18 protein-coding genes are annotated in these 20255 nt (G+C 36.7%); 1 reads left to right on the forward strand and 17 read right to left on the reverse strand.

Annotated elements, in window-relative coordinates; all coding sequences use genetic code 11:
- Positions 1-36: 36 nt before the first annotated feature.
- Entirely contained in the window at positions 37-813 is a 777-nt protein-coding gene (locus R4Z09_RS18470) for an SDR family oxidoreductase (RefSeq protein WP_338448216.1), read from the reverse strand.
- A 171-nt stretch (positions 814-984) separates the two neighbouring features.
- On the reverse strand, positions 985-1800 hold the full coding sequence (locus R4Z09_RS18475) for an alpha/beta hydrolase (protein ID WP_338448217.1): 816 nt from the start codon (positions 1798-1800) through the stop codon (positions 985-987).
- Between the two features lie 353 nt (positions 1801-2153).
- Between R4Z09_RS18475 and R4Z09_RS18480 the strand changes: the two genes are divergently transcribed.
- Complete coding sequence (locus R4Z09_RS18480) at positions 2154-3032, forward strand: LysR family transcriptional regulator (RefSeq protein WP_338448218.1); 879 nt, start codon at positions 2154-2156, stop codon at positions 3030-3032.
- A gap of 84 nt (positions 3033-3116) precedes the next feature.
- Here R4Z09_RS18480 and R4Z09_RS18485 read toward each other — a convergent pair whose 3' ends face one another.
- The 15 genes from R4Z09_RS18485 to R4Z09_RS18555 all read right to left on the reverse strand — a co-directional run bounded on the left by R4Z09_RS18485 (position 3117) and on the right by R4Z09_RS18555 (position 20113).
- Positions 3117-3836: a lactate utilization protein C gene (locus tag R4Z09_RS18485; protein ID WP_338448219.1), complete on the reverse strand. Its 720-nt coding sequence runs from the start codon at positions 3834-3836 to the stop codon at positions 3117-3119.
- A gap of 2 nt (positions 3837-3838) precedes the next feature.
- Positions 3839-5248: a LutB/LldF family L-lactate oxidation iron-sulfur protein gene (locus R4Z09_RS18490; protein WP_338448220.1), complete on the reverse strand. Its 1410-nt coding sequence runs from the start codon at positions 5246-5248 to the stop codon at positions 3839-3841.
- Positions 5248-5973 (reverse strand): (Fe-S)-binding protein, encoded by a 726-nt coding sequence (locus R4Z09_RS18495; protein WP_338448221.1) that lies wholly within the window; start codon positions 5971-5973, stop codon positions 5248-5250. The genes R4Z09_RS18490 and R4Z09_RS18495 overlap by 1 nt, the downstream gene beginning before the upstream one ends.
- Positions 5974-6145: 172 nt before the next feature.
- Positions 6146-6667 (reverse strand): gamma carbonic anhydrase family protein, encoded by a 522-nt coding sequence (locus R4Z09_RS18500; RefSeq protein ID WP_338448222.1) that lies wholly within the window; start codon positions 6665-6667, stop codon positions 6146-6148.
- Positions 6668-6726: 59 nt separating this feature from the next.
- Positions 6727-8187: an aldehyde dehydrogenase family protein gene (locus R4Z09_RS18505; protein ID WP_338448223.1), complete on the reverse strand. Its 1461-nt coding sequence runs from the start codon at positions 8185-8187 to the stop codon at positions 6727-6729.
- A 56-nt stretch (positions 8188-8243) separates the two neighbouring features.
- Positions 8244-9983 (reverse strand): GMC family oxidoreductase, encoded by a 1740-nt coding sequence (locus tag R4Z09_RS18510; protein WP_338448224.1) that lies wholly within the window; start codon positions 9981-9983, stop codon positions 8244-8246.
- A gap of 24 nt (positions 9984-10007) precedes the next feature.
- Positions 10008-10766, reverse strand: a complete 759-nt coding sequence (locus R4Z09_RS18515) for a gluconate 2-dehydrogenase subunit 3 family protein (RefSeq protein ID WP_338448225.1) — start codon at positions 10764-10766, stop codon at positions 10008-10010.
- A 57-nt stretch (positions 10767-10823) separates the two neighbouring features.
- Positions 10824-11042 carry a twin-arginine translocase TatA/TatE family subunit gene (gene tatA / locus R4Z09_RS18520; protein ID WP_338448226.1) on the reverse strand — a complete coding sequence of 73 codons (219 nt, stop codon included), beginning with the start codon at positions 11040-11042 and terminating at the stop codon, positions 10824-10826.
- Between the two features lie 147 nt (positions 11043-11189).
- A complete protein-coding gene (locus R4Z09_RS18525; protein ID WP_338448227.1) occupies positions 11190-12554 on the reverse strand; it encodes an aromatic acid/H+ symport family MFS transporter in 1365 nt (454 codons plus the stop codon).
- Between the two features lie 173 nt (positions 12555-12727).
- A complete protein-coding gene (locus R4Z09_RS18530) occupies positions 12728-13921 on the reverse strand; it encodes an iron-containing alcohol dehydrogenase (RefSeq protein WP_338448228.1) in 1194 nt (397 codons plus the stop codon).
- Positions 13922-13956: 35 nt separating this feature from the next.
- Positions 13957-15462: an aldehyde dehydrogenase family protein gene (locus R4Z09_RS18535; protein WP_338448229.1), complete on the reverse strand. Its 1506-nt coding sequence runs from the start codon at positions 15460-15462 to the stop codon at positions 13957-13959.
- A 139-nt stretch (positions 15463-15601) separates the two neighbouring features.
- Positions 15602-16468, reverse strand: coding sequence for a R2-like ligand-binding oxidase (locus R4Z09_RS18540; RefSeq protein WP_338448230.1), 867 nt, complete (start codon positions 16466-16468; stop codon positions 15602-15604).
- Positions 16469-16600: 132 nt separating this feature from the next.
- A complete protein-coding gene (locus R4Z09_RS18545) occupies positions 16601-17470 on the reverse strand; it encodes a R2-like ligand-binding oxidase (protein WP_338448231.1) in 870 nt (289 codons plus the stop codon).
- A gap of 170 nt (positions 17471-17640) precedes the next feature.
- Positions 17641-18504, reverse strand: a complete 864-nt coding sequence (locus R4Z09_RS18550; RefSeq protein ID WP_338448232.1) for a R2-like ligand-binding oxidase — start codon at positions 18502-18504, stop codon at positions 17641-17643.
- A 388-nt stretch (positions 18505-18892) separates the two neighbouring features.
- Positions 18893-20113, reverse strand: coding sequence for a CoA transferase (locus R4Z09_RS18555; protein ID WP_338448233.1), 1221 nt, complete (start codon positions 20111-20113; stop codon positions 18893-18895).
- Between the last annotated feature and the right edge of the window lie 142 nt (positions 20114-20255).

Below are 20255 nucleotides of genomic sequence, written 5' to 3' on the forward strand. Positions count from 1 at the left end.
ACCTTCCACTCCCTTCTTTTTAATCTCACTGTGAACTTAAAGCATTGTACTGCCACCATTGACACTTATCACTTGACCTGTAATAAAAGTCGTATTTTTAGATGCTAGAAAAAGAACAGAGTCAGCTATTTCCTCTTCATAGGCACCTCTGCCTTTAGGAATGATATCAATCATTTTCTTCGCTGTTTCCGGTTCTTTTTGTTTATATAACTCTAAAGCTCCTGACTCCACCGCTGGCGGTGCAACTGTATTGACCGTAATATCATAATGTGCAAACTCTCGAGCCAGTCCTGTCGTTAAGGCATGCATACCGCCTTTTGCTGCATTGTAGGCCGAGTGCTCCCATAGTCCGTTTCGGACAGAATCTGCGCCAATGTTAATGATTCTTCCATACTTTTGCTCAACCATATAAGGGAGTACCTTATAACAAGACCACAAGCATGTCCAAAGATTTCGATCGACTGTCGTTTTAAGGGTTTCTGGAGTTTGCTCTAAAAATGGTCTTATAACCCCGCCGCCAGCATTATTAACAAGGATATCAATTTTCCCCCATATATTAACCGTTTTCTCTACCATTGCAGTAACAATTTCTTCAACCGAAAGATCACCAACAAAATAATCAATATCTCCTGCCGACTGTTCAGCAATATCAGCTGCCGCTTGTTTAGTTCGCTCCTCCTCGGTACCCGTTATGAGAACTTTTGCCCCTTCTCTTGCAAAGCTTTTTGCAATGGTCTTACCTATTCCACGCGATGAACCTGTGACAATCACAACTTGACCTGCGAAGGAAGGGTGATTTGTAAGAATTGACATTGCGCAACACCTCTTTATGTTAGATTATGAATTCGCTTACATTTTGCATTTTAGAACTTAACGATTTGATAGAATCGCATGGATATGGCTGCCCGTAAAGGAGTCCTACTCTTATCCATCCTTCCATGCAGGGTCCTATGGCCTTACATGGGACAGCCTCTCCATTATGCATTACTTCCGAAGAAAGAAGTTTTCACAAAGTTCGGCAAATTCGTCCTTTTTCTCAATTTGAGTCCAGTGTCCACATTTTGAAAAAATATGAAGCTCAGAATTTGGAAGTAATTCAAAATATCTTAAACTTGTTTCTTTATAAGGAACGACAATATCTTCCCTTCCATGAATCATTAATACAGGTTGTTCAATTTTCTTAATCTGCTCCTCAGTCAAGGCAAGTTGATTCAGTTTTTCTTGACGGGGTTCAGCAAACATTTTTGAGAAAGCTTCCTGTAAGCCTGGTTGAATACTAGCTTCATATCGTAATTGAGCTAACTCATCTGTAGCAAATTCTTGGTTGTAAGCAAAAATTTCTAGTAATCTCTTCATATTTTCTACACTTGGTTCATAGCCCCAGACTTTATCTAATCCGTAAGTCACCATAAACGGCAGTCCTGCTGCCCCCATTAGGACCATTTTGCTCACTAAATCAGGTCTCTTATTAGCAATATGTAAAGCTAATGCTCCCCCAAGTGAATTCCCGATAATATGAACTCGACTTTCTCCAACCGCTTCGATAAAACTAATTAAGTGATTCGTCCATGTTTCAACTCCATATTGGATATCGTCAGGTCTTTCTGTATATCCAAAGCCTACAATATCTGGTGCATATACATGAAAATTCTCGGAAAGTCTAGGGATAATTAATCTCCAGTTAGCCTCAGCCGTAACCCCTGGTCCTGATCCATGTATTAAAAGAATCGGTTCGCCTTGCCCGCTTTCAAGATAGTGTGTAGAGATGCCATTAACGTCAATGTTTTTAGATTGATACATTGTAATCCTCCTTAAATGTTTAATGAAGTATACTTCTAACTATAAATAGAGAAGCGCATAAATTATTTGTATTACTATTTCGATAATAGGGTTTTGATTATAAGTTATTTGATATTTCACATCCCTACAATTAAAATAGTATATAACTATATTTTATAGATAGAATGATTTGAATTTTCCATCTGTTTGACTTAACTAAAGTATAGCTTCATTTTCTATTAAAATCTAACAGAAAAAACTTATCAGAAATGTAGTTTCCTCTAAGTTTTTCCTTTAGATTATTGTAAATCTTTTCACTTACATTCACACTTTTGATTTTCAAAATAAGTATTCTATGATAAGGAGCACTTTTGATGGACACAGTACAATTAGATACATTTTTTTCGGTTATCGAACATAAAAGTTTTTCCAAAGCAGCAGAAGCATTAAATGTCTCACAACCTACTGCATCAGCAAGAATTAAAAATTTAGAATATGAACTAGGATGTAAATTATTTGAAAAAGATGGGAAAAATTTGACTCTTTCCAAGGAAGGCAAAGTATTTCTGGATTATGCAAAAACAATCATAGCCAATATGAAGCATTCTATTGAGGCTACTCGACATGCTAAATTTCATCATATAAAGGTTGGTTTTTCTCCCGGCTTTTCCTATTCATTTTTAACTGAACTAATCACCTCTATATTATCTATAAAGGATTTAGAGGTTTCTATCTATGAAGGGATAGATTCTCTTCGGTTAAACGAGCAAATTATTTCCGGGGAACTTGATATTGTTTTTACAAGGAATTCCTTCACTCAACAACCTGATATCGTTTCGGAATTTTTATTTGAAGATCAGCTTATCTTCATTTGTGGTAAAGAGCATCGATTGGTAGACAAAGAAATCATTTTACCAGAGGATTTGGAAGGTGAAACGCTGATTTGTTATCAGCGTCACACACCTATTTGGGCTGAAATTGAAAAACAGCTTATCGGGGTACAGCAAATAAAAAGAATTGAAGTTGGAAATAACGAAATGGTGAAATCAATCGTTGGAAGTGGAGTTGGAGTAGGAATTACGGCCTCACTTGGAGTAAATGAGTTTGATAAAATGAAAGTCGTGATGAAACGAATAAAAAAAATTGAAAATGTACCTAATAACATTTATGTACAATACAGAAAAAACTCACGTATTGAACAACCTATAAAAAAGATCATTTATTCTGTTATTAATCATGAAATACAACAGTAATAGAGGGGTTCTCCCCTCTATTTATAGCAATTATAAATACACTGTTTGACTTCCACCCATTATTCACCATTTAGAAAGAGCTTTTTATCGATCATTCAAAACAATATAAGTCGCCTTAATCGGACCATGCACCCCTACAATTAAATTTAATTCGATATCTGCGCTGTTACTTGGCCCCGTTACAAAATCAATACAAGATGAGATCCTTATTCCATTTTGAACCATTCGACTAATATGAGTAGTGGCCTGAGTCATTCTTGGAACAATTGTGCTTTTTGGGATAATAGCAATATAGGTTTTAGGTAGTAAACTAACCAATCTTCCCTTATTTTTATCCGTGAATAAGACCACAGTTCCTGATTCTGCTAGCGTAATATCGCTGAATGTGATCCCGACATCTGCTTGTTCCGCTATTTCGATGTTTTTTTCTTTTAACATTGGATTCCACATGTGGAAGTCAATTCCATAATCATATAATTTTGAAAATAATTGTTCATCTAATCCATAGGTTTTATATCTTTCGTCGTCCCAACTAATCGCCTTATTAACGTCGTATTCTTTAAATACCTTTAATAATTGTTGTGGTAATTCCTTTGAAGTCGTTTCGATTATATCGGTGTGAATCAATTTACATTGATTCCTTAATACTTTCAATAGTTCGTCCTGGGTTAAGTTCTTTCCAACCTCATATTGGGGTATTTTCGACCATGCTGGTTTTATAACCTTTGTGATTCTTGACCGATTTAACTTGGCTGCTACATTGTTTAAGAAAGATTCTCGATGATATACTTGGCCACATCCCATTCTTACTCACCCCTTTTTTTATACCAATCTCGGAAACTTTCTTTGCTAGGAGCAGGCAAATCACGTATTTCGGTCCAGGCCTTTATAGGACCAGACCCCTTTTGTAAACCATTTTCCATATGTCCCATCAAACTTGATACCGTCTTGATCCCAACTTTATAAACTCGAGATGAACTCGTAGCCATTTGATAACCCTTCATAGCCAATTTTTCTGCAAGCGGAGATTTTTTTTCATCCTCTACAATCCTTCTACGGTGTTTAATCAATAATTCATGAAGAGGTATTTTGACAGGACATGCATCTGTACAAGCTGCACATAATGAAGATGCATATGGTAATTCTTTATAATCGTCATACCCTCCTAATAATGGAGTTAATACAGCTCCAATTGGTCCCGAATAAATGGAACCGTAAGAATGACCGCCAATTTGACGATAGACAGGACACACATTAATACATGCAGCACAACGGATACAATGCAGAGCACTTTGAAATTCCGTCCCTAGGATATTAGAACGTCCATTATCCACGATAACCAAGTGAAATTCTTCAGGACCATCCACTTCTCCTTCCTCTTTCGGTCCTGTTAGCCCGGTAATATAACTCGTTAACTTCTGACCGACTGCACTTCTGCACAATAAACTCACTAAAATATCTAACTCTCCCCAAGTTGGAACAATTCGTTCCATGCCCATCACAGTAATTTGGGTCTTCGGTAAAGCTGTTACTAATCCTGCATTTCCTTCATTGGTAACCAAGCAGATGGATCCGGATTCAGCGACAGCAAAATTACATCCCGTTATTCCTACATCCGCACTTAGGAATTCTTGACGTAGTTGTTCTCGGGCAAAAAGAGCAAGCTCTTCAGGCACTTCTGACCTTTCATAGCCTTTTTTCTTTTTAAAAGTATCACGGATTTGTTCTTTATTTTTATGAAGTGCCGGAATGACAATATGCGATGGTGGATCGTGATCATCCAGTTGGAGAATATATTCTCCTAGATCCGTTTCAATCACCTCACAGCCAGCTTTTTCTAATGCCGCATTTAAATGAATCTCTTCCGTTACCATAGACTTTGCCTTTACGACTTTTTTTGCTTGTTTTTTCTCTACGATGGACGTAATATACTCATTTGCTTCTTCCTTTGTTTCTGCAAAAAAGACGTGGCCTCCAAGTCTTGAGATGTTTTCACTTAATTTGTGTAAATAGTAATCTAAATTTTCAATGGTATGGGTTCGAATCTCTTCCCCAAGTTTCCGCCAATCCTCCCAATTTCCAAGTTCTTCCGCTGACGACAATCTTTTACCTTGCATCCTTTCTTGTGCGGCTACAACAGCCTTTCGCATAAATTCATTTTGAACACCTTTATCGACTCGTTCAAAAAAACGGTCTTCACCAATTTTCATTGCCATCAATGATCAACCTCACTATTTAGGACTTCAGCTATATGCATGACCTTTATTGGTTTTCCTTTTCGATTGATTCTTCCCCCAATATTCATTAAACAGCCGCAATCTGCACCAATGAGTACTTCTGCCCCCGTTTCTTCTATATGCTTAATTTTTTCATCTACCATCTGCTCTGAAATGGGACCCATTTTCACTGAGAAAGTCCCACCGAAACCACAACAATCATAATGATTGGATAGTGGTTCCATTTCTAAACCTTCAACATTCTCCAACAATTTCGCAGGCGCATCCTTAACACCTAATAAACGAGTCATATGGCATGAATTGTGATAGGTTGCACGGGCAGGCAGACGAGCAGATACATTTTCTACTTTTAATACGTCAACTAAAAATTGCGATAACTCATATGATTTATTTGCCAGTTTAACAGCCTTCTCTCTCCATTCAGGCTGATTGTCAAATAAATTCTGATATTCATGTAACATTGTGATACAAGAACCTGAAGGGGATACAACATATTCAGCATTCTCGTACGTTTTAATCATATTTTTCGCAACTTCTCTCGTTTCTTTATGATAGCCCGTGTTAAATGCCGGCTGCCCACAACAGGTTTGTTGTTCTGGAAAATCCACTTCACATCCTAGTTTTTCTAACAATTCAACTGTACTTTTTCCGACATTTGGATAAAAAACATCGGCTAGACAGGTAATAAAGAGTGAGACTTTCATGTTCGTCCCTCCATTTCGTAATAGTCTTGGCGAGTGATTAAGAATTCCTTTTATAATGCTTGTCTTCTATATAATGGAAAAAGGGAAGAACTTACGCCTCCCCCTCCCATGGACTTTTATGACTCAGCTTCTGATGACTCTATGAAACTACTTTAAATCTCTTTTAACTTAATTATTCAAGAATGTTTTGATCCCTGAAGCGTTTTCCATTTTTTTGATAAAATTCAGCACCCCTTTTCACTCGATTAATCAGCTCGTTCGAAAGAACTTTTATAGGTTTCGCCGGAATTCCTACGGCGAGCATTTTTCCTTCAATTATTTTCCCTTCTCCAACAAGAGCACCTGCTGACACAAACGCCTGCCTTTTAATAACAGCTCCACTCAGTACGGTAGCATTCATACCGATCATGGCATTCTCTTCAATAGTACAGCCATGGATGACACATTGGTGTCCAATCGAGGCATTTTTTGCAATCGTTGTTGGAAACCCAGTATCTGTATGAATAATCGCACCATCCTGTACATTCGCTCCTTCGCCAATGGTAATTTTCTCGACATCACCACGTAATACGGCATTAAACCAGATCGTTGCATTTTCCTTAATTTCTACATTTCCAATAATCTGGGCACCAGGTGCAATATAAGCAGATGGGTGAATCTTTGGTGAAATTCCATCTAATGAATAAATACCCAAACGGATCTCTCCTTTTCTTAAAAGTGGTTTGGAAAATCTTTCTCCACAACAGCTTCCTATTAAATTGGATATTCTCGCTTTTCCGCCTGAATAGATACCCATTTGGAAGTTGTAAATTCCTCAATAACCCATTCATAACCAAATCGGCCTATTCCACTTTGTTTTACTCCACCAAATGGAACATTACTTTCCTCATTAGCTGTTGCATCATTGACATGCGTAGCACCTGCTTCGATATCAAGCGCTAATCTTTCTCCTTTTTCTATATCTCCTGTCACGATTGCAGAAGAAAGACCATATTCAGTATCATTTGCAAAACGCATAGCCTCTTCATCGGATTCGCATGGAATAATCGTTGCTATTGGACCAAATAATTCTGTACATGCAAGCGGGGCATTATTTGGAACATCCGCAAACACGAAAGGTGAAATAACGTTGCCATTTCTTTCTCCCTCGACAACCATTTTATAACCAGCCTTTTTAGCATCATCTACAAAACCCATAATTTTATCTGCCTGACGTGAATTAATCACTGGACCTATAATGGTATTTGGATTTTTAGGATCTCCGCAAGTTAAGCCTTTTACCCTATCTACGAATTTAGTAATAAAATCCTGATATAAATTTTTATGAACTATAATACGGTTTGTTATGGCACAAATTTGTCCACTGTGAAGGAATTTACCAAATACAGCAATATCGACGGCATGGTCAACATCTGCATCACTTAAAACGAGCATTGGATTGTTCCCACCCAGTTCTAATGCAACCTTTTTCAACATGCCTCCTGCAATTTTACCAATATGTCTGCCGACAGCAGTTGAACCAGTAAAACTAATTAAGGAAGACTGTGGATTAGTCAGGATGGCATCGCCTGTTTCTTCAATATCAGTTAGGATGGAATTGAATACTCCTTTAGGAAGACCAGCTTCCTCCAAAGCTTTCGCAATGATTGAGCCTCCAGTTATTCCTGTTTGAATATCTGGTTTATGCACAACACTATTACCTAATGCAATGGCTGGAAAAATCGTTCTAGTTCCAACATGGGTTGGAAAGTTAAAGGGTGCAATCGAAGTAATTACGCCTACAGGCAACTTATAAACACGATTTACTTTTCCAGGTGTAACAGAAGGATAATCCTTAGGTGTATAGGTTTTATCTACCATTTTTAAGGCCTCATCCAAATCAGAAAGGGCTAACATGAGCTCAAAGCTGGATTTTAGGACGGTTCCGCCTGCTTCACGGATAAGTAATTGAACAATCTCATCTCTATTACTTTCAAGAAATGCTTTCGCATTAAATAATACTTCCCTTTTTTGTCCTGGGGTGGTCTTTGCCCATTCTTTTTGAGCTTTTTCCGCTGCCTCAAAGGCTTCCCTAACTTGATCTACATTTGCTAAACGAACAGTTGTAATAATGGAATTGTCGTACGGATCAGTGATCTCATAATTTCTTTGACTTTTTCCTTCCACCCATTCACCATTAATAAAGCTTTTATTTAAGTTTTCAAAGCGCTGCATACGTCAAACTCCTTTCGAAATCAACAAATTTAGACGGAATTTTCAAATAATACAAATTAAACAGATTCAATTTTTTCTCTATTAACTAACAGTCCGCCGCCATTTTTCAAGTATTCTATCATTCCTTCGGTTGCTCTGTATGTTAATGCCCCTAAGGTAAGGGTTGGATTTGTAGGCCCAAAGTGTGGAAAGGCTGAAGCACCACATACAAATAAATTTTCCATATCCCACATTTGTAAATAGTTATTGACTGCAGATGCCTCTGGGTCATTTCCCATAATCACTCCGCCGCCACTATGCTGAAACACATTTACAGGAAAATGATGTTCAGCTAAAACATTTTCATCAATAATGTCTGCTCCCATTTCCTTTAATATTTCAGTACATTTATCGATCAGAAATCGTGATTGTTTGTGTTCTTGGTCCGTGTAATCCCATGTAACCCGCAGTAATGGATCACCTGAATCATCTTTATAGGTTGGATCCAGGTCTAGGTAGTGATGTTGTCTAGGCATAGTAGCCATTTGAATTATAATGTTTAAAGTGCGGTTAAAATAATGTAAGGACTTTTCCTTAAACTCTTTGCCCCATAATGGAGTACCCCTTGGCACAGGGTTAAAAGCAATTGGTGCATTCATCATATGCCTTACCTCTATATGTCCACCATGGATAAAATCAACTTTTGAATGATCAAAATTATCTGCATTAAAATCTTCTATTGTCATTCCTAAAGTACCGGTTGATACATATAAATTAAATTTTCGATCATTAAAGAAGCCAGTTGAACCAATAGAATAGTGATGATCGACAAAATTCTTCCCTATTACGCCTTCACCAGTTAAAGGATTATAAGGTTTGCCAATTTTCGATAATAATAACAATCTAGCATTGTTAAAAGTAAAACTAGACAAAACTACTATGTTTGCTGGCTGCTCAAATTCCTCACCAGTTTGTGTATCGACATAGAGTACTCCTGCTGCCTTATTTCCTTCATATATTATTCGTTTTACATTTGCTCTTGTACGCAGCTCGAAATTCCCTGTCTTTTTCGCAGTTGGTACAACCGTTACAACTGGATCCGCCTTAGCTCCATATTCACAACCATATTCAATACAAAATGCACAATATTGACAGGCATTCAACTTTTCTCCATCTGGGTTTTCATAAGGTTCTGTCGCTATTGAACTGGGTATGACATAGGGATGATAACCAAGTTTTTCAGTCGCTTGTTGAAATAATTTCATCGCTGGTGTTTTTTTCATAGGTGGATTAGGGTAAGGGCTAGAGCGTTTGGGACCTAATGGATCTTCTTCTCCTGAAGCACCAGCCATTTTTTCAAAACGATCATAGTAAGGTTCTAATTCGTCATAAGTTATACCCCAGTCCTGAAGAGTCATATCCTTTGGAATTTTCTTTTCACCATATCGTTCAATCGTTTTACTACGGATTTCGAAATCATAGGGAAAGTAACGATGTGTCTGGGCACCCCAATGACTTCCTCCCCCACCAACACCTGTTCCTACGGTATAATAAAATTGATCTCTAATCGGTAAAGCAGTTGAATCCAAGTTATTTCTATAGGTAATGGTATCTTTTGACAAGCTATGCATCATTTCTTTTCGATAAGCATACTTTAATTCGTCATGACCATGCATATAATCTTCTACAGATCGATCCTCACCACGTTCTAAACCAACTACCCTATATCCTGCTTTAGAAAGCTCTGCTGCTACAATACCACCAGCCCATCCTACTCCGACTGTAACAACATCTACTTTTTCTAATTTAGTTGCCATCATCTTCCTCCCATGTAAAAAATGTTAATTATGGTGATGTAAACTAATTGGTTCAATCACTTTAAACTCTTCTTCTTCAACCATATGACTATATGATATTTGTGCACCAGGGAACTCCTTCATCTTCCAACCTTCCATATTTTTATTTCCCCCATACATTGGATCTGAATAAGCACCCTCTAATGTAGCTTGTCTTAATAAGGCAAAAAACACAGCAGATGAAACTTTATTCATTTGAACTTTACCGCCCTCAAAAGCTTTTAATATTTCTATTTGCTGATCTTCTTGAAGTTTAATAAAGGGATTACTAAATTGCTTTTTGCTTTCCTCATTTATTTTACGAACACCTTGTAAGAAAATTTCTCCCCTGTTTAAAGGAGATTGCTGGTCAGGATTAAAAAAAGGACCTCTACGGTAATCTTTTGTATTACTCCCCCATTGTCCAGCCAATTGTTTATCAATAAAATATGGCACTCCTAAGCCAATCGCTCCCGGTCCAATCTCATCCTCAGGAAATATGTGCTCTGTAGCCTTTGCTAGGACTTCGAAGTCTTCTTTACGTTTGAAAAACATTCTCGCTTCTTGGTAATCAATAGGTGGTTGAACTGCCTTTTCAGTCGTTGTGACAGGAGCTGTTTGAAAACGATTACCGATAAACCCACCAAAGAGAGATCCAGCAACAACACCTCCGGCTACCATTCCACTATTTTTCAAAAATTTTCGTCTACTGAATTCTTTAAATGATTTTTCCCTCTTATCATTATTTGAATTTTGTTCAGACATGCTTACAGCCCCCTATTAATGATTGTTGTTTACGAGAAAGTCCCTAATAGAGAACATCTAATCATCATTACGATTTTCTATTATGTCAGATGATTCTTCCAATTTTGTTCCACTTTTTAGATCATCATCTAATATTTCTTTTGTGGATTTTCTGAATGCTGTCAAAGTCTCCCCAAAAGCAGCGCCAATTTGAGGCAGTTTCTTGGGACCAAATACAATTAAAGCTATGACTAAAATAAGAATTAATCCCGGTATGCCAATGTTACTTAATCCCATTACAATCACAACCTCACTCTTAAATATGACTTGAATTGAAGCAAATGTTTATCCAAAGATACTTGTAGAAACCCCGAGAAAAAAGTGGTTAGGAGCAAAACTCCTAAAACCACCTTTACTCTATGAACTTAATATCTTTGTTTGTTTTCAATCATTAGTAATAACTGGGTCTTGTGAAACACTTGGATTTAAATCCTTCATATTTTTTGAAGCAGTATCACTACTTCCTTTAATTAATAAATAAGTGATTGCTACAATAACTCCAGGAATGGCTAATATTAGGAAGTTAAATTTGAATGGTAAATTCATCGATAATAAAATCCCGCCTAAAGTTGGTCCTAAAACTGCACCAACACGCCCCATTCCAATTGCCCAACCGACTGCAGTTGATCGCATACTACCAGGGTAATATTGAGAAATATATCCGGTCCCTACTTGATTTGCTCCAGTTGCAGTTGCCCCTGCTATAAAAATTAGAAGATACAAGATAAGAAAATGGGACTTGAAACTTAGTAAAACAAAGAATATAGAAGCAATAATCGAGAAAAGCATAACCACCTTTCGCCCATTCCACTTGTCTGCTAGCCATCCCCCAATCACTGAACCGAAAATAGCACCAAAGTTAAAGAGTAGCAAAAATAGTAAACTTGATCCTAATGGAAAACCACCCATTTCCATTAATTTTGGAAGCCAGGTATTCAATCCATACACCAATAATAAACCCATGGCCATAGCAAACCAGAACAAAAGAGTAGTCATTGCTCTACGATTGGTAAAAAGATTAACAAAAGGAATGGCTGATTTCTCATTATTAGGTATGACAAATTGATCATTTTTTCCAGGTAAATAACTAGGGTTGGTCCGACGTAATGCATTAGCTAACTTATCCTTCTGATTACTCGCTAATAAATAAGAAGGTGAATCGGGTAAAGACTTATACATTATTGGAACAAATAACAATGGAATTATGCCTACTAAAAAAAGCACCTTCCATCCAAATACAGGTAATAACCATATAGCAATCCCAGCAGAAAGTACACCACCTAGGTTATATGCACTAGTAACAATTGTAACTAATATCGTTCGTAGATTCTTTGGAGCATAATCAGTTGTTATGGCAACAACATTAGGCAAGAGTCCTCCAAGTCCAAGTCCCGCTATAAATCTTAAAATTCCAAAACTAGTAGGTGAGTTGGAAAACCATAGCATTGAAGTAAAGACACTAAAAATAATGACGCAAGTAGTAATCACTTTTTTCCTGCCAATTTTATCTGCCAAAGGTCCAAAAAATAATGTACCTATCATGGTTCCAAATAATGTGTAGCTCCCGATTGCACCTACTTGAAGAGGAGAAAGACCCCATTCTTCCATAAGTACTGGAACTACAGACGCAAATATGACAAAATCGTATCCATCAAATATAACAATTAAGCAGCACCAAAATAAAATCATAAATTGGAAGGGACCAAATTTGCTCTCTGCAATTAAATTGTCTACGTTAATTTGTTTCATCTAAAAACCTCACATTCATATTTATTTGTGCATTAATGGATAAACAACTTTTATTCATAACCTCTGTAGGATAGGCATTCTCCTTAATATTTTTTGACAATTCAGAAATTAAACTCAAAAATTTTCCACCCTCATAATTAATTAGAGAGTGGATAAAATGAAACATGGAATATTTAAGCATTAACCGTTAAACCAGATACTTTATAAGCAACCTTTTCAATTACGTTTGCTGGAATTTTATAGCGAGCTGTCGGGTCATTATGAACGGCTTCAACAAAACCTGCTAAGCTATCAATCTTGAAATCAACAAAAGAATTTGGTAAACCTATTTCCGCACTAAATTGTCGAATAAAGTTCACAACTTCAGATAAACATTGTTGATCATTTTCAGATGGATTCTCGATTCCTATTACTCTAGCAAAACTTTTAATTCTTGCCAGATAAAGATTAGGCAGTGATTCCAGTATCTCTGGCAGCAATATAGCATTGGCTAAACCATGTGGTACGCCAAATTTAGCTCCAAAAACATGGGCCATATTGTGAACAGGAATTCCACTAGAAGTCTGAGTAAATGCTAGGATTGCCATCGAACTTGCTAGCAGCATATTGGCCCGAGCCTCAACATTTCCCCCTTCTTTCACCGCTATTGGTAAGTTTTCCAAAATTATTTTTATGGCCTGCAGTGCATATGCGTCTGTCAACGGATTCGCTTTGGATGAGAAATATCCTTCGACCGCATGTGTTAAGGCATCCATTCCAGTAAATGCTGTAATTCGTGGAGGTAGACCAGTCGATAGTTCAGGATCTAATAGGGCAATATCTGGTGATAGATATGGGCTTACCAAACTTGCTTTAACCTTAAGATTTTCATTATAAACCAAGGCTGCAATTGAAACCTCAGACCCTGTGCCCGCAGTTGTCGGAATGGCAATAAACGGAATGTTAATCGGTTCCGCGTCTGGCCACTGTTCTCTAACCATTACAGTTAGACCTTCTTGGATATCAGAATATCCTTTATGAAGTGCCCATCTTACACTTTTCACCGTATCAAGAACACTTCCCCCGCCAAGGGCAATCAATGTATCTCCATTACGTTCTCTTACAAATTGAATAGCACGATTAATATTTTGAGCTCTAGCATCCTGTTCAATGTCATCAAATATACCCGCAAGCTGAATTTGACCTGAAAGCCCACGAAACACCTCAGTGACTTGACTTGTAACACCCGCATTATTGAGACCTTTATCCGTAAATAAAATGACTCGCTTTCCGCCAAGCCCTTGCACGAGACTAGGCAATGTCGTTCTTATTCCAGCCCCGCTGTGGATCGCTGTTCTTACAGCATATTGAAAATAAGATAAATTCATATGATCACCTTTCTCAAATTAAGTTTATAGCCTTATTAAAAAATACTATAGGCTGGTCTTTGGTCTAGTTCACGTGCCAGAGATGTATGAACATGTTTCGTTTGAGTATATTCATACAAAACATCTTCCCCAAGTTCGCGGCCTATCCCGCTTTGCTTATAGCCTCCAAAAGGAGCATCGAATCTCATTGTATGCCAATCATTAATCCAAACCGTTCCTGCCCTTAATTCTTTGACAATCTGTTTAGCTGTCACAACGTCTTTCGTCCAAACTCCAGCAGCCAGACCATAAATAGAATCATTAGCCATTTCAATTGCTTCTTCAAGAGTTGAATATCGGATGACTGCTAGAACAGGTCCAAATATCTCTTCTTGAGCAATTCGCATATCATTGTGAACATCAGCAAAAATAGTCGGCTGAATATAATAGCCTTCTTCAAGACCTTCGACAATAACACGTTGACCGCCATATACTAATCTAGCACCTTCCTGAATACCTACATCAATGTAACCAAGAATGGAATCAAGCTGACCTTTTGAAATAACGGGTCCCATTCCTGTGTCAGGACTTTGAGGATCCCCAACCTTAATCGTTTCTGCACATTTGGCTAAACGGTCGAGTACTTCCTCATAGATGGAATCATGAACTAATAATCGGGTTCCTGACATACATATTTGTCCGGAATGGAAACAAAAACCATGTAGAATGCCTGGAATCGCTATATCCAAATCTGCATCTGGCAGAACAATAGCAGGTGATTTTCCTCCTAATTCCAGAGTCACCCGTTTAATCGTATCAGAGGCTTGTGCCATTATGTTTTTTCCTATTTCTGTCGATCCCGTAAACGCAACCTTATCAACGCTTGGATGCGTTGTAAGTACATCTCCTACCTCCGCTCCGGAACCAGGAACCACATTAAATACACCATCCGGAATACCAGCTTGCGTAGCTAATTCAGCCATTTTTAAAGTGGAAAGAGGTGTATTCGAAGCAGGCTTCACGATAATCGAATTTCCCATTGCCAATGCAGGAACTACCTTTAGCATGGCTAACATTAAAGGTACATTCCATGGAGTGATAGCTGAAACGACCCCAATCGGCTCTCTCCAAACTTCATTATGATTCGAACCAACGGTTGGAAGAAACTCAACATGTGCAAATTGGTGAAGCTTCTTCACCATCTGGTCAATTAAATCTGCTGCCCTAGCAGGATCTGAATATGCTTTACGTCTTGTTGCTCCTGAACTCAGAATATCCAACTGAGCGATTTCATCAATGTTTTTTCTGATGATGCTAGCAAATTGTGTAAGCACTTCTCCCCTTTCTTGATAGGATTTTCTTGACCAAACGCCTGAATCAAATGCCTTTCGTGCTGTAGTTATAGCCTTTACAGTATCATCTTTACTTGCTTTAGATACTTTTGCAATTATTTGACCATTTGCTGGATTATAGACATTAAAAGTTTGATTATCTTCTGCAGATTGCCATTTTCCGTTTATATAAAGTGAAAATTCAATTAATTGTTCCGTTTCATTAGGCATGAACTTCCCTCTTTCTTGTTTTAGCTTTATGATTAATATAGAAAATACTTTAGAAATTACCTTTTATCAGATAAGGGATGACTAATCGGTTGCCTTGATGCTGGTAATAGAATATCCCCTATTCAAATCAGTTTATTTTTTATAATAAATTTGCAATATATTTGTCTGAATCTACTGCTCTCCTTAATACTTCAAGTCTTACATCAAATTGCCGTTTCGCAAACTCATACACTTCACTAATTTTAATTCCAAATGCATCCACTTCAGTTGAATTAATATTGTTATTAAACATCAACTTCTCAGCAATCGGCCACCATTCATTCATTTTATCTTCAACAAATTGGTAGATCTCTGGTTCCTCACGAATTAATTTCTGAAGAAGATAGGTGCCAAAAGAAATATGTCGAGCTTCGTCTCTCTTTATATTCTCGATGCCTTGCATTAAACCAGGCATCAAACCAAGGCGATTTACACCTTCATACATTAAAAAGTAGGCCGTTTCGGCTTGAATACCTTCTTGGAACATATTATAAATGGCTGAGGCTTCTGCTATTTCTTTATTTGTTGGATTGTCTAACAATTTATTCATGATATTTGGCAGGACATTTAACCACATGTCTAAATGTTCTTCACTAGAATAAGCTATACTCCCTGTTTCCCCGAGTTCTTTTAAAATAGTACTAAAAAATTCAACGTGTTTTGCCTCTTCCCATAAGAAAGAAGTTAAATAGATTTCATCTTCTATCCAACCTTTTTTTCCAAGGGCGACAATCATTGGAGTAATTTCATGTGTAACTGATTCTTCTCCAACAAGAAACTTTGAAAATCGTATCCTTAATGTTTCTTGTTGCTCAGGAGTAAGCTTTTTCCAATCTTCTTTATCTTGACTAAAATCAATATCCCTAGGATTCCAGACACCAAATTTTTTAGCCTTTTGAAACAATTGATAGGTGAATGCGCCTTCATCAATTCCTCTAGCTAGAGTTACAATTTTTTCTTTGTTCATAAATATTTCAACCTACTTTCATCATTTTTATAATGGTAAAAAGATATAATAGTTTCTAATTAAATAATTACTTCTCTTCATCATTTCTACCAATAATTATTCAAGGCTCTATATTTAGAACTATACTACTAACTATAGTTGTGCTTTTTCCCTTAATGGGCTGGCATCATAAGACTTCTTGAGAATCGATAAACGAACCTCTAACTGCTTTCTTGCAAATGCTAACATATCAGAGATTTTCATTCCTAATCCATCTGTTCCTCCATTTTGTGCGAGAGTGCCCCATGTGTATTCAGTGATTGGCCACCATTCATTTCTTATTTTGTTTTCAACAAAATGATAGATTTCTGGATCCTCTTCTGTGATTAAACGATGTAAAATATGATTACCAAAGGAAATATGGCGTGATTCGTCATGCTGTAAATTACGGATCCCTTCAAGTAAACCAGGCAGTACATTGTTTTTCTTACAAAAACTAGTAAAAGTGTGATAACTTGTTTCTGCTTGGATTCCTTCTTGATAAATATTATAGATTGCTGCAGCTTCTGCCATGTTTTGTGGGGTGGCATCATTTATTAAGCGGTTCATGATAGTTGGTAATGTTTCAAACCAAGTTTCTCGATGTAAACCAGATGAATAATTAATATCCCCAGGTTCACCAATTGCGTCCATAAAAAGTCTAAACATTTCAACATGCTTCGCTTCTTCAAAAACAAATGTCGTCAAATACATTTCTTCTTCAAGCCAACCCTTTTTTGCACAGGCCATAATCATTGGCAGAATATCCATTGTAACGGCTTCTTCTCCGACTAAATGTCTTGAAACTTTTATTTTGATTGTTTCTTGTGTTTCAGGTGATAACTTTTTCCAATCCTCTTTATCCTGTGAAAAGTCAATATCACTTGGGTTCCAAATTCCAAATTTTTTAGCCGTTTGAAATAACTGGTACGGAAATGATTCCTTGTTAATTCCTTTTGATAAAGATACAATTTCTGTTCTCATAGTTATCCATCCTTTTATAAGTTTTGTATTCTAACTTCTTAACTGTTAAAAGAGGAAATAGCCTTTATTTTATTTGCTTACGATTAAATTATTGTTGATTGTCGACATTTTTAAATATTGTTTAGAAAAGTATTTATCTTTTCCACGATTATTTTATCTATAGTTATTAATTATTTTGTCATATTTAATAGTTCTGTTTCAGTTGCCTTTTTTAAAATACTTAATCGGACATTCATTTCATTTCTAGCATATTCTAAAATATCGGAGATTTTCATCCCGAACCCATCAGTGGCACTATCATCAAGAGCATTTGAACTCCATGCGCCTTCTGCGTATGGCCACCATTCATTACGAAGTTTATTCTCCACAAAATCGTATAATTCGGGCTCTTCTCGAATCAAGCGCTGTAAAATATAGATACCAAAAGAAATATGACGGGATTCATCTGTTTTTAATTTATCAATTCCTTCCATCAGCCCTGGCATGATGTTCATTTTCCGAACGCCTTCATACATCAAATAATAGGATGTCTTAGCTTGAACTCCTTCAAGGAAAAGGTTATACATCGCAGCTGCTTCTGCTATATTTTGTGGTGAAGGATCAGTCAAAAGGCGATTCATGGTACTAGGCAGCATTTCGAACCAAATTTTCTTGTGATCCTCATTTGAAAACGAAAGATCCCCCATTTCACCAATTTCCTTTAAGAAAATATTAAAGAATTCCACATGTTTGGCTTCTTCAAAGATAAAGGAGGTTAAAAACATTTCCTCTTCAAGCCATCCTTTTTTAGCCACTGTCATGATCATGGGAAGGATATCCATGGTGACCGATTCTTCTCCAATAATAAATCTGGATACACGGAGCTTCAAACTCTGTTTCTGTTCAGGAGATAATCTCTTCCAATCTTCTTTATCCTGTGAAAAATCAATGTCACTTGGATTCCATGTGCCAAACTGTTTCGCTTTTTGGAAAAGCTGATATGGAAATGAATTCACATCTATTCCTCTAGATAAAGACATAATTTCTGATCTCATTTATCAAACTTCCTTTCATTCTCATTAAAATCCTTTTCTTTAATGTTGATTGTCGACAATTTTTAAATGCAATAATTTATAAAATATTTATATAAATTTATTCCCTCCCACTCTCTTATTAATCTACCTTTTTTAAATTTTTGTTGAACACTTTCAGATAATAATTTTGAAAGCGTTATTAATAATTGAAAATATTAACATATAGTAAATTTATCTAGAAATACTATTGTTTAAATTTTCATAATATTGTAATAATTCTATACACTATGAATATACTTGTCAAGTATTCAACTAAAATTTAATGGATAATTTAAAGAATATTTAAATAATTAAATACCTTCATGAAAGAGATTTTTTGTTCCTTCATCTTCTTTCTCTAGTAAAATCTTCATTTCATTAATGCTGAAATCAGATGGGATGAACTTTTTGTTACCCCTTTTTTCTCAAGACTCCTTATTTCCTCTTTTGAAAAATTCAAAGTTGAAAGAATCTGATCAGTATGCTGTCCTAATAATGGAGCTGGTGTACGAATTTCTCCTGGCGTTTCTGACAAGACGGTTGGAATACCGATTGTTTTCATTTTTCCAATAACCGGATGTTTGATTTCCTGAATCATACCTCTTTCTAAATAATGCGGATCCTGCATAGCTTCATCAAAACGATTAATCGGTCCTGCAGGAACCCCAGCATTTTCACAGCGAGTTAACCAATAAGTATTATTTTGAAGGACTAGAATGTTTTCGATTTCGCTCTCCAAAAGCTCGATATTTTCCATTCTCTTTGTATTATCCATGTAAAGGGGGTTTTTAATCCAATCTGGTTTCATAATTACATCTGTACAGAATTTTTCCCAATTTCGCTGGTTTGCACATCCTAACATGAGATAAGAATCTTTCGTTTTAAAAGCTTGATATGGAGCTAAGGAACGATGACGATGTCCAGTTGCCTCAGGTACTGTTCCGTTTGTAAAATAGTGGGCAGATTCCCAGGCAAACCAAGGTAAACCTATTTCAGCTAACGACAAATCAATATGTTGTCCTTGACCAGTATTTATTTTATGAATGTATGCAGCCAGGATTGAGTATACAGCCGTAATTCCTGCCCCCATATCATACACGGCAACCCCTGACTTAAAAGGCCTTTTCCCTTTTTCACCCGTCATACTCATCAGTCCCGTCATCCCTTGAGCAACTAAATCGAAACCGCCTTTATGAGAATAAGGACCTGTTTGACCAAATCCAGAAATGGAGCAATAAATAATCCCCTTGTTTACGTTTTTAATTGAATGATAGTCTATCCCTAGCGAAGCTGTTACACCTGGACGAAAATTTTCAACGACGACATCTGCCTCTTTTACTAATCGGAAGAAGATTTCCTTTCCTTCTTCTGTTTTAAGATTTAACGCAATGCTTTTTTTATTTCGGTTTATTTGAAAAAAACTGACGGATTCGCCATTAACAAATGGTCCTGTGAGGCGTGTATCATCGCCGCCATTTACCTTTTCAACTTTAATAACCTCTGCACCAAAATCAGCTAAAACCATCGTACAGTATGGTCCAGCCATAATCTGTGACAAATCAATTATTCTTAATCCATTAAGAGCTCCCAAAAAAATTCCTCCTTTGTAATGTAATTCAACTATTGTTGATTGTCGACATTAATAATATCATATAATTCTGAAATTTTAAAGTATAATTCATTCCGTGACCTATATTTGAATTAATTGAACCTACTCTTTAAATGGTATTGGC

The sequence above is a fragment of the Niallia oryzisoli genome, assembly GCF_036670025.1.
GTDB lineage: Bacteria > Bacillota > Bacilli > Bacillales > Cytobacillaceae > Bacillus_BD > Bacillus_BD oryzisoli.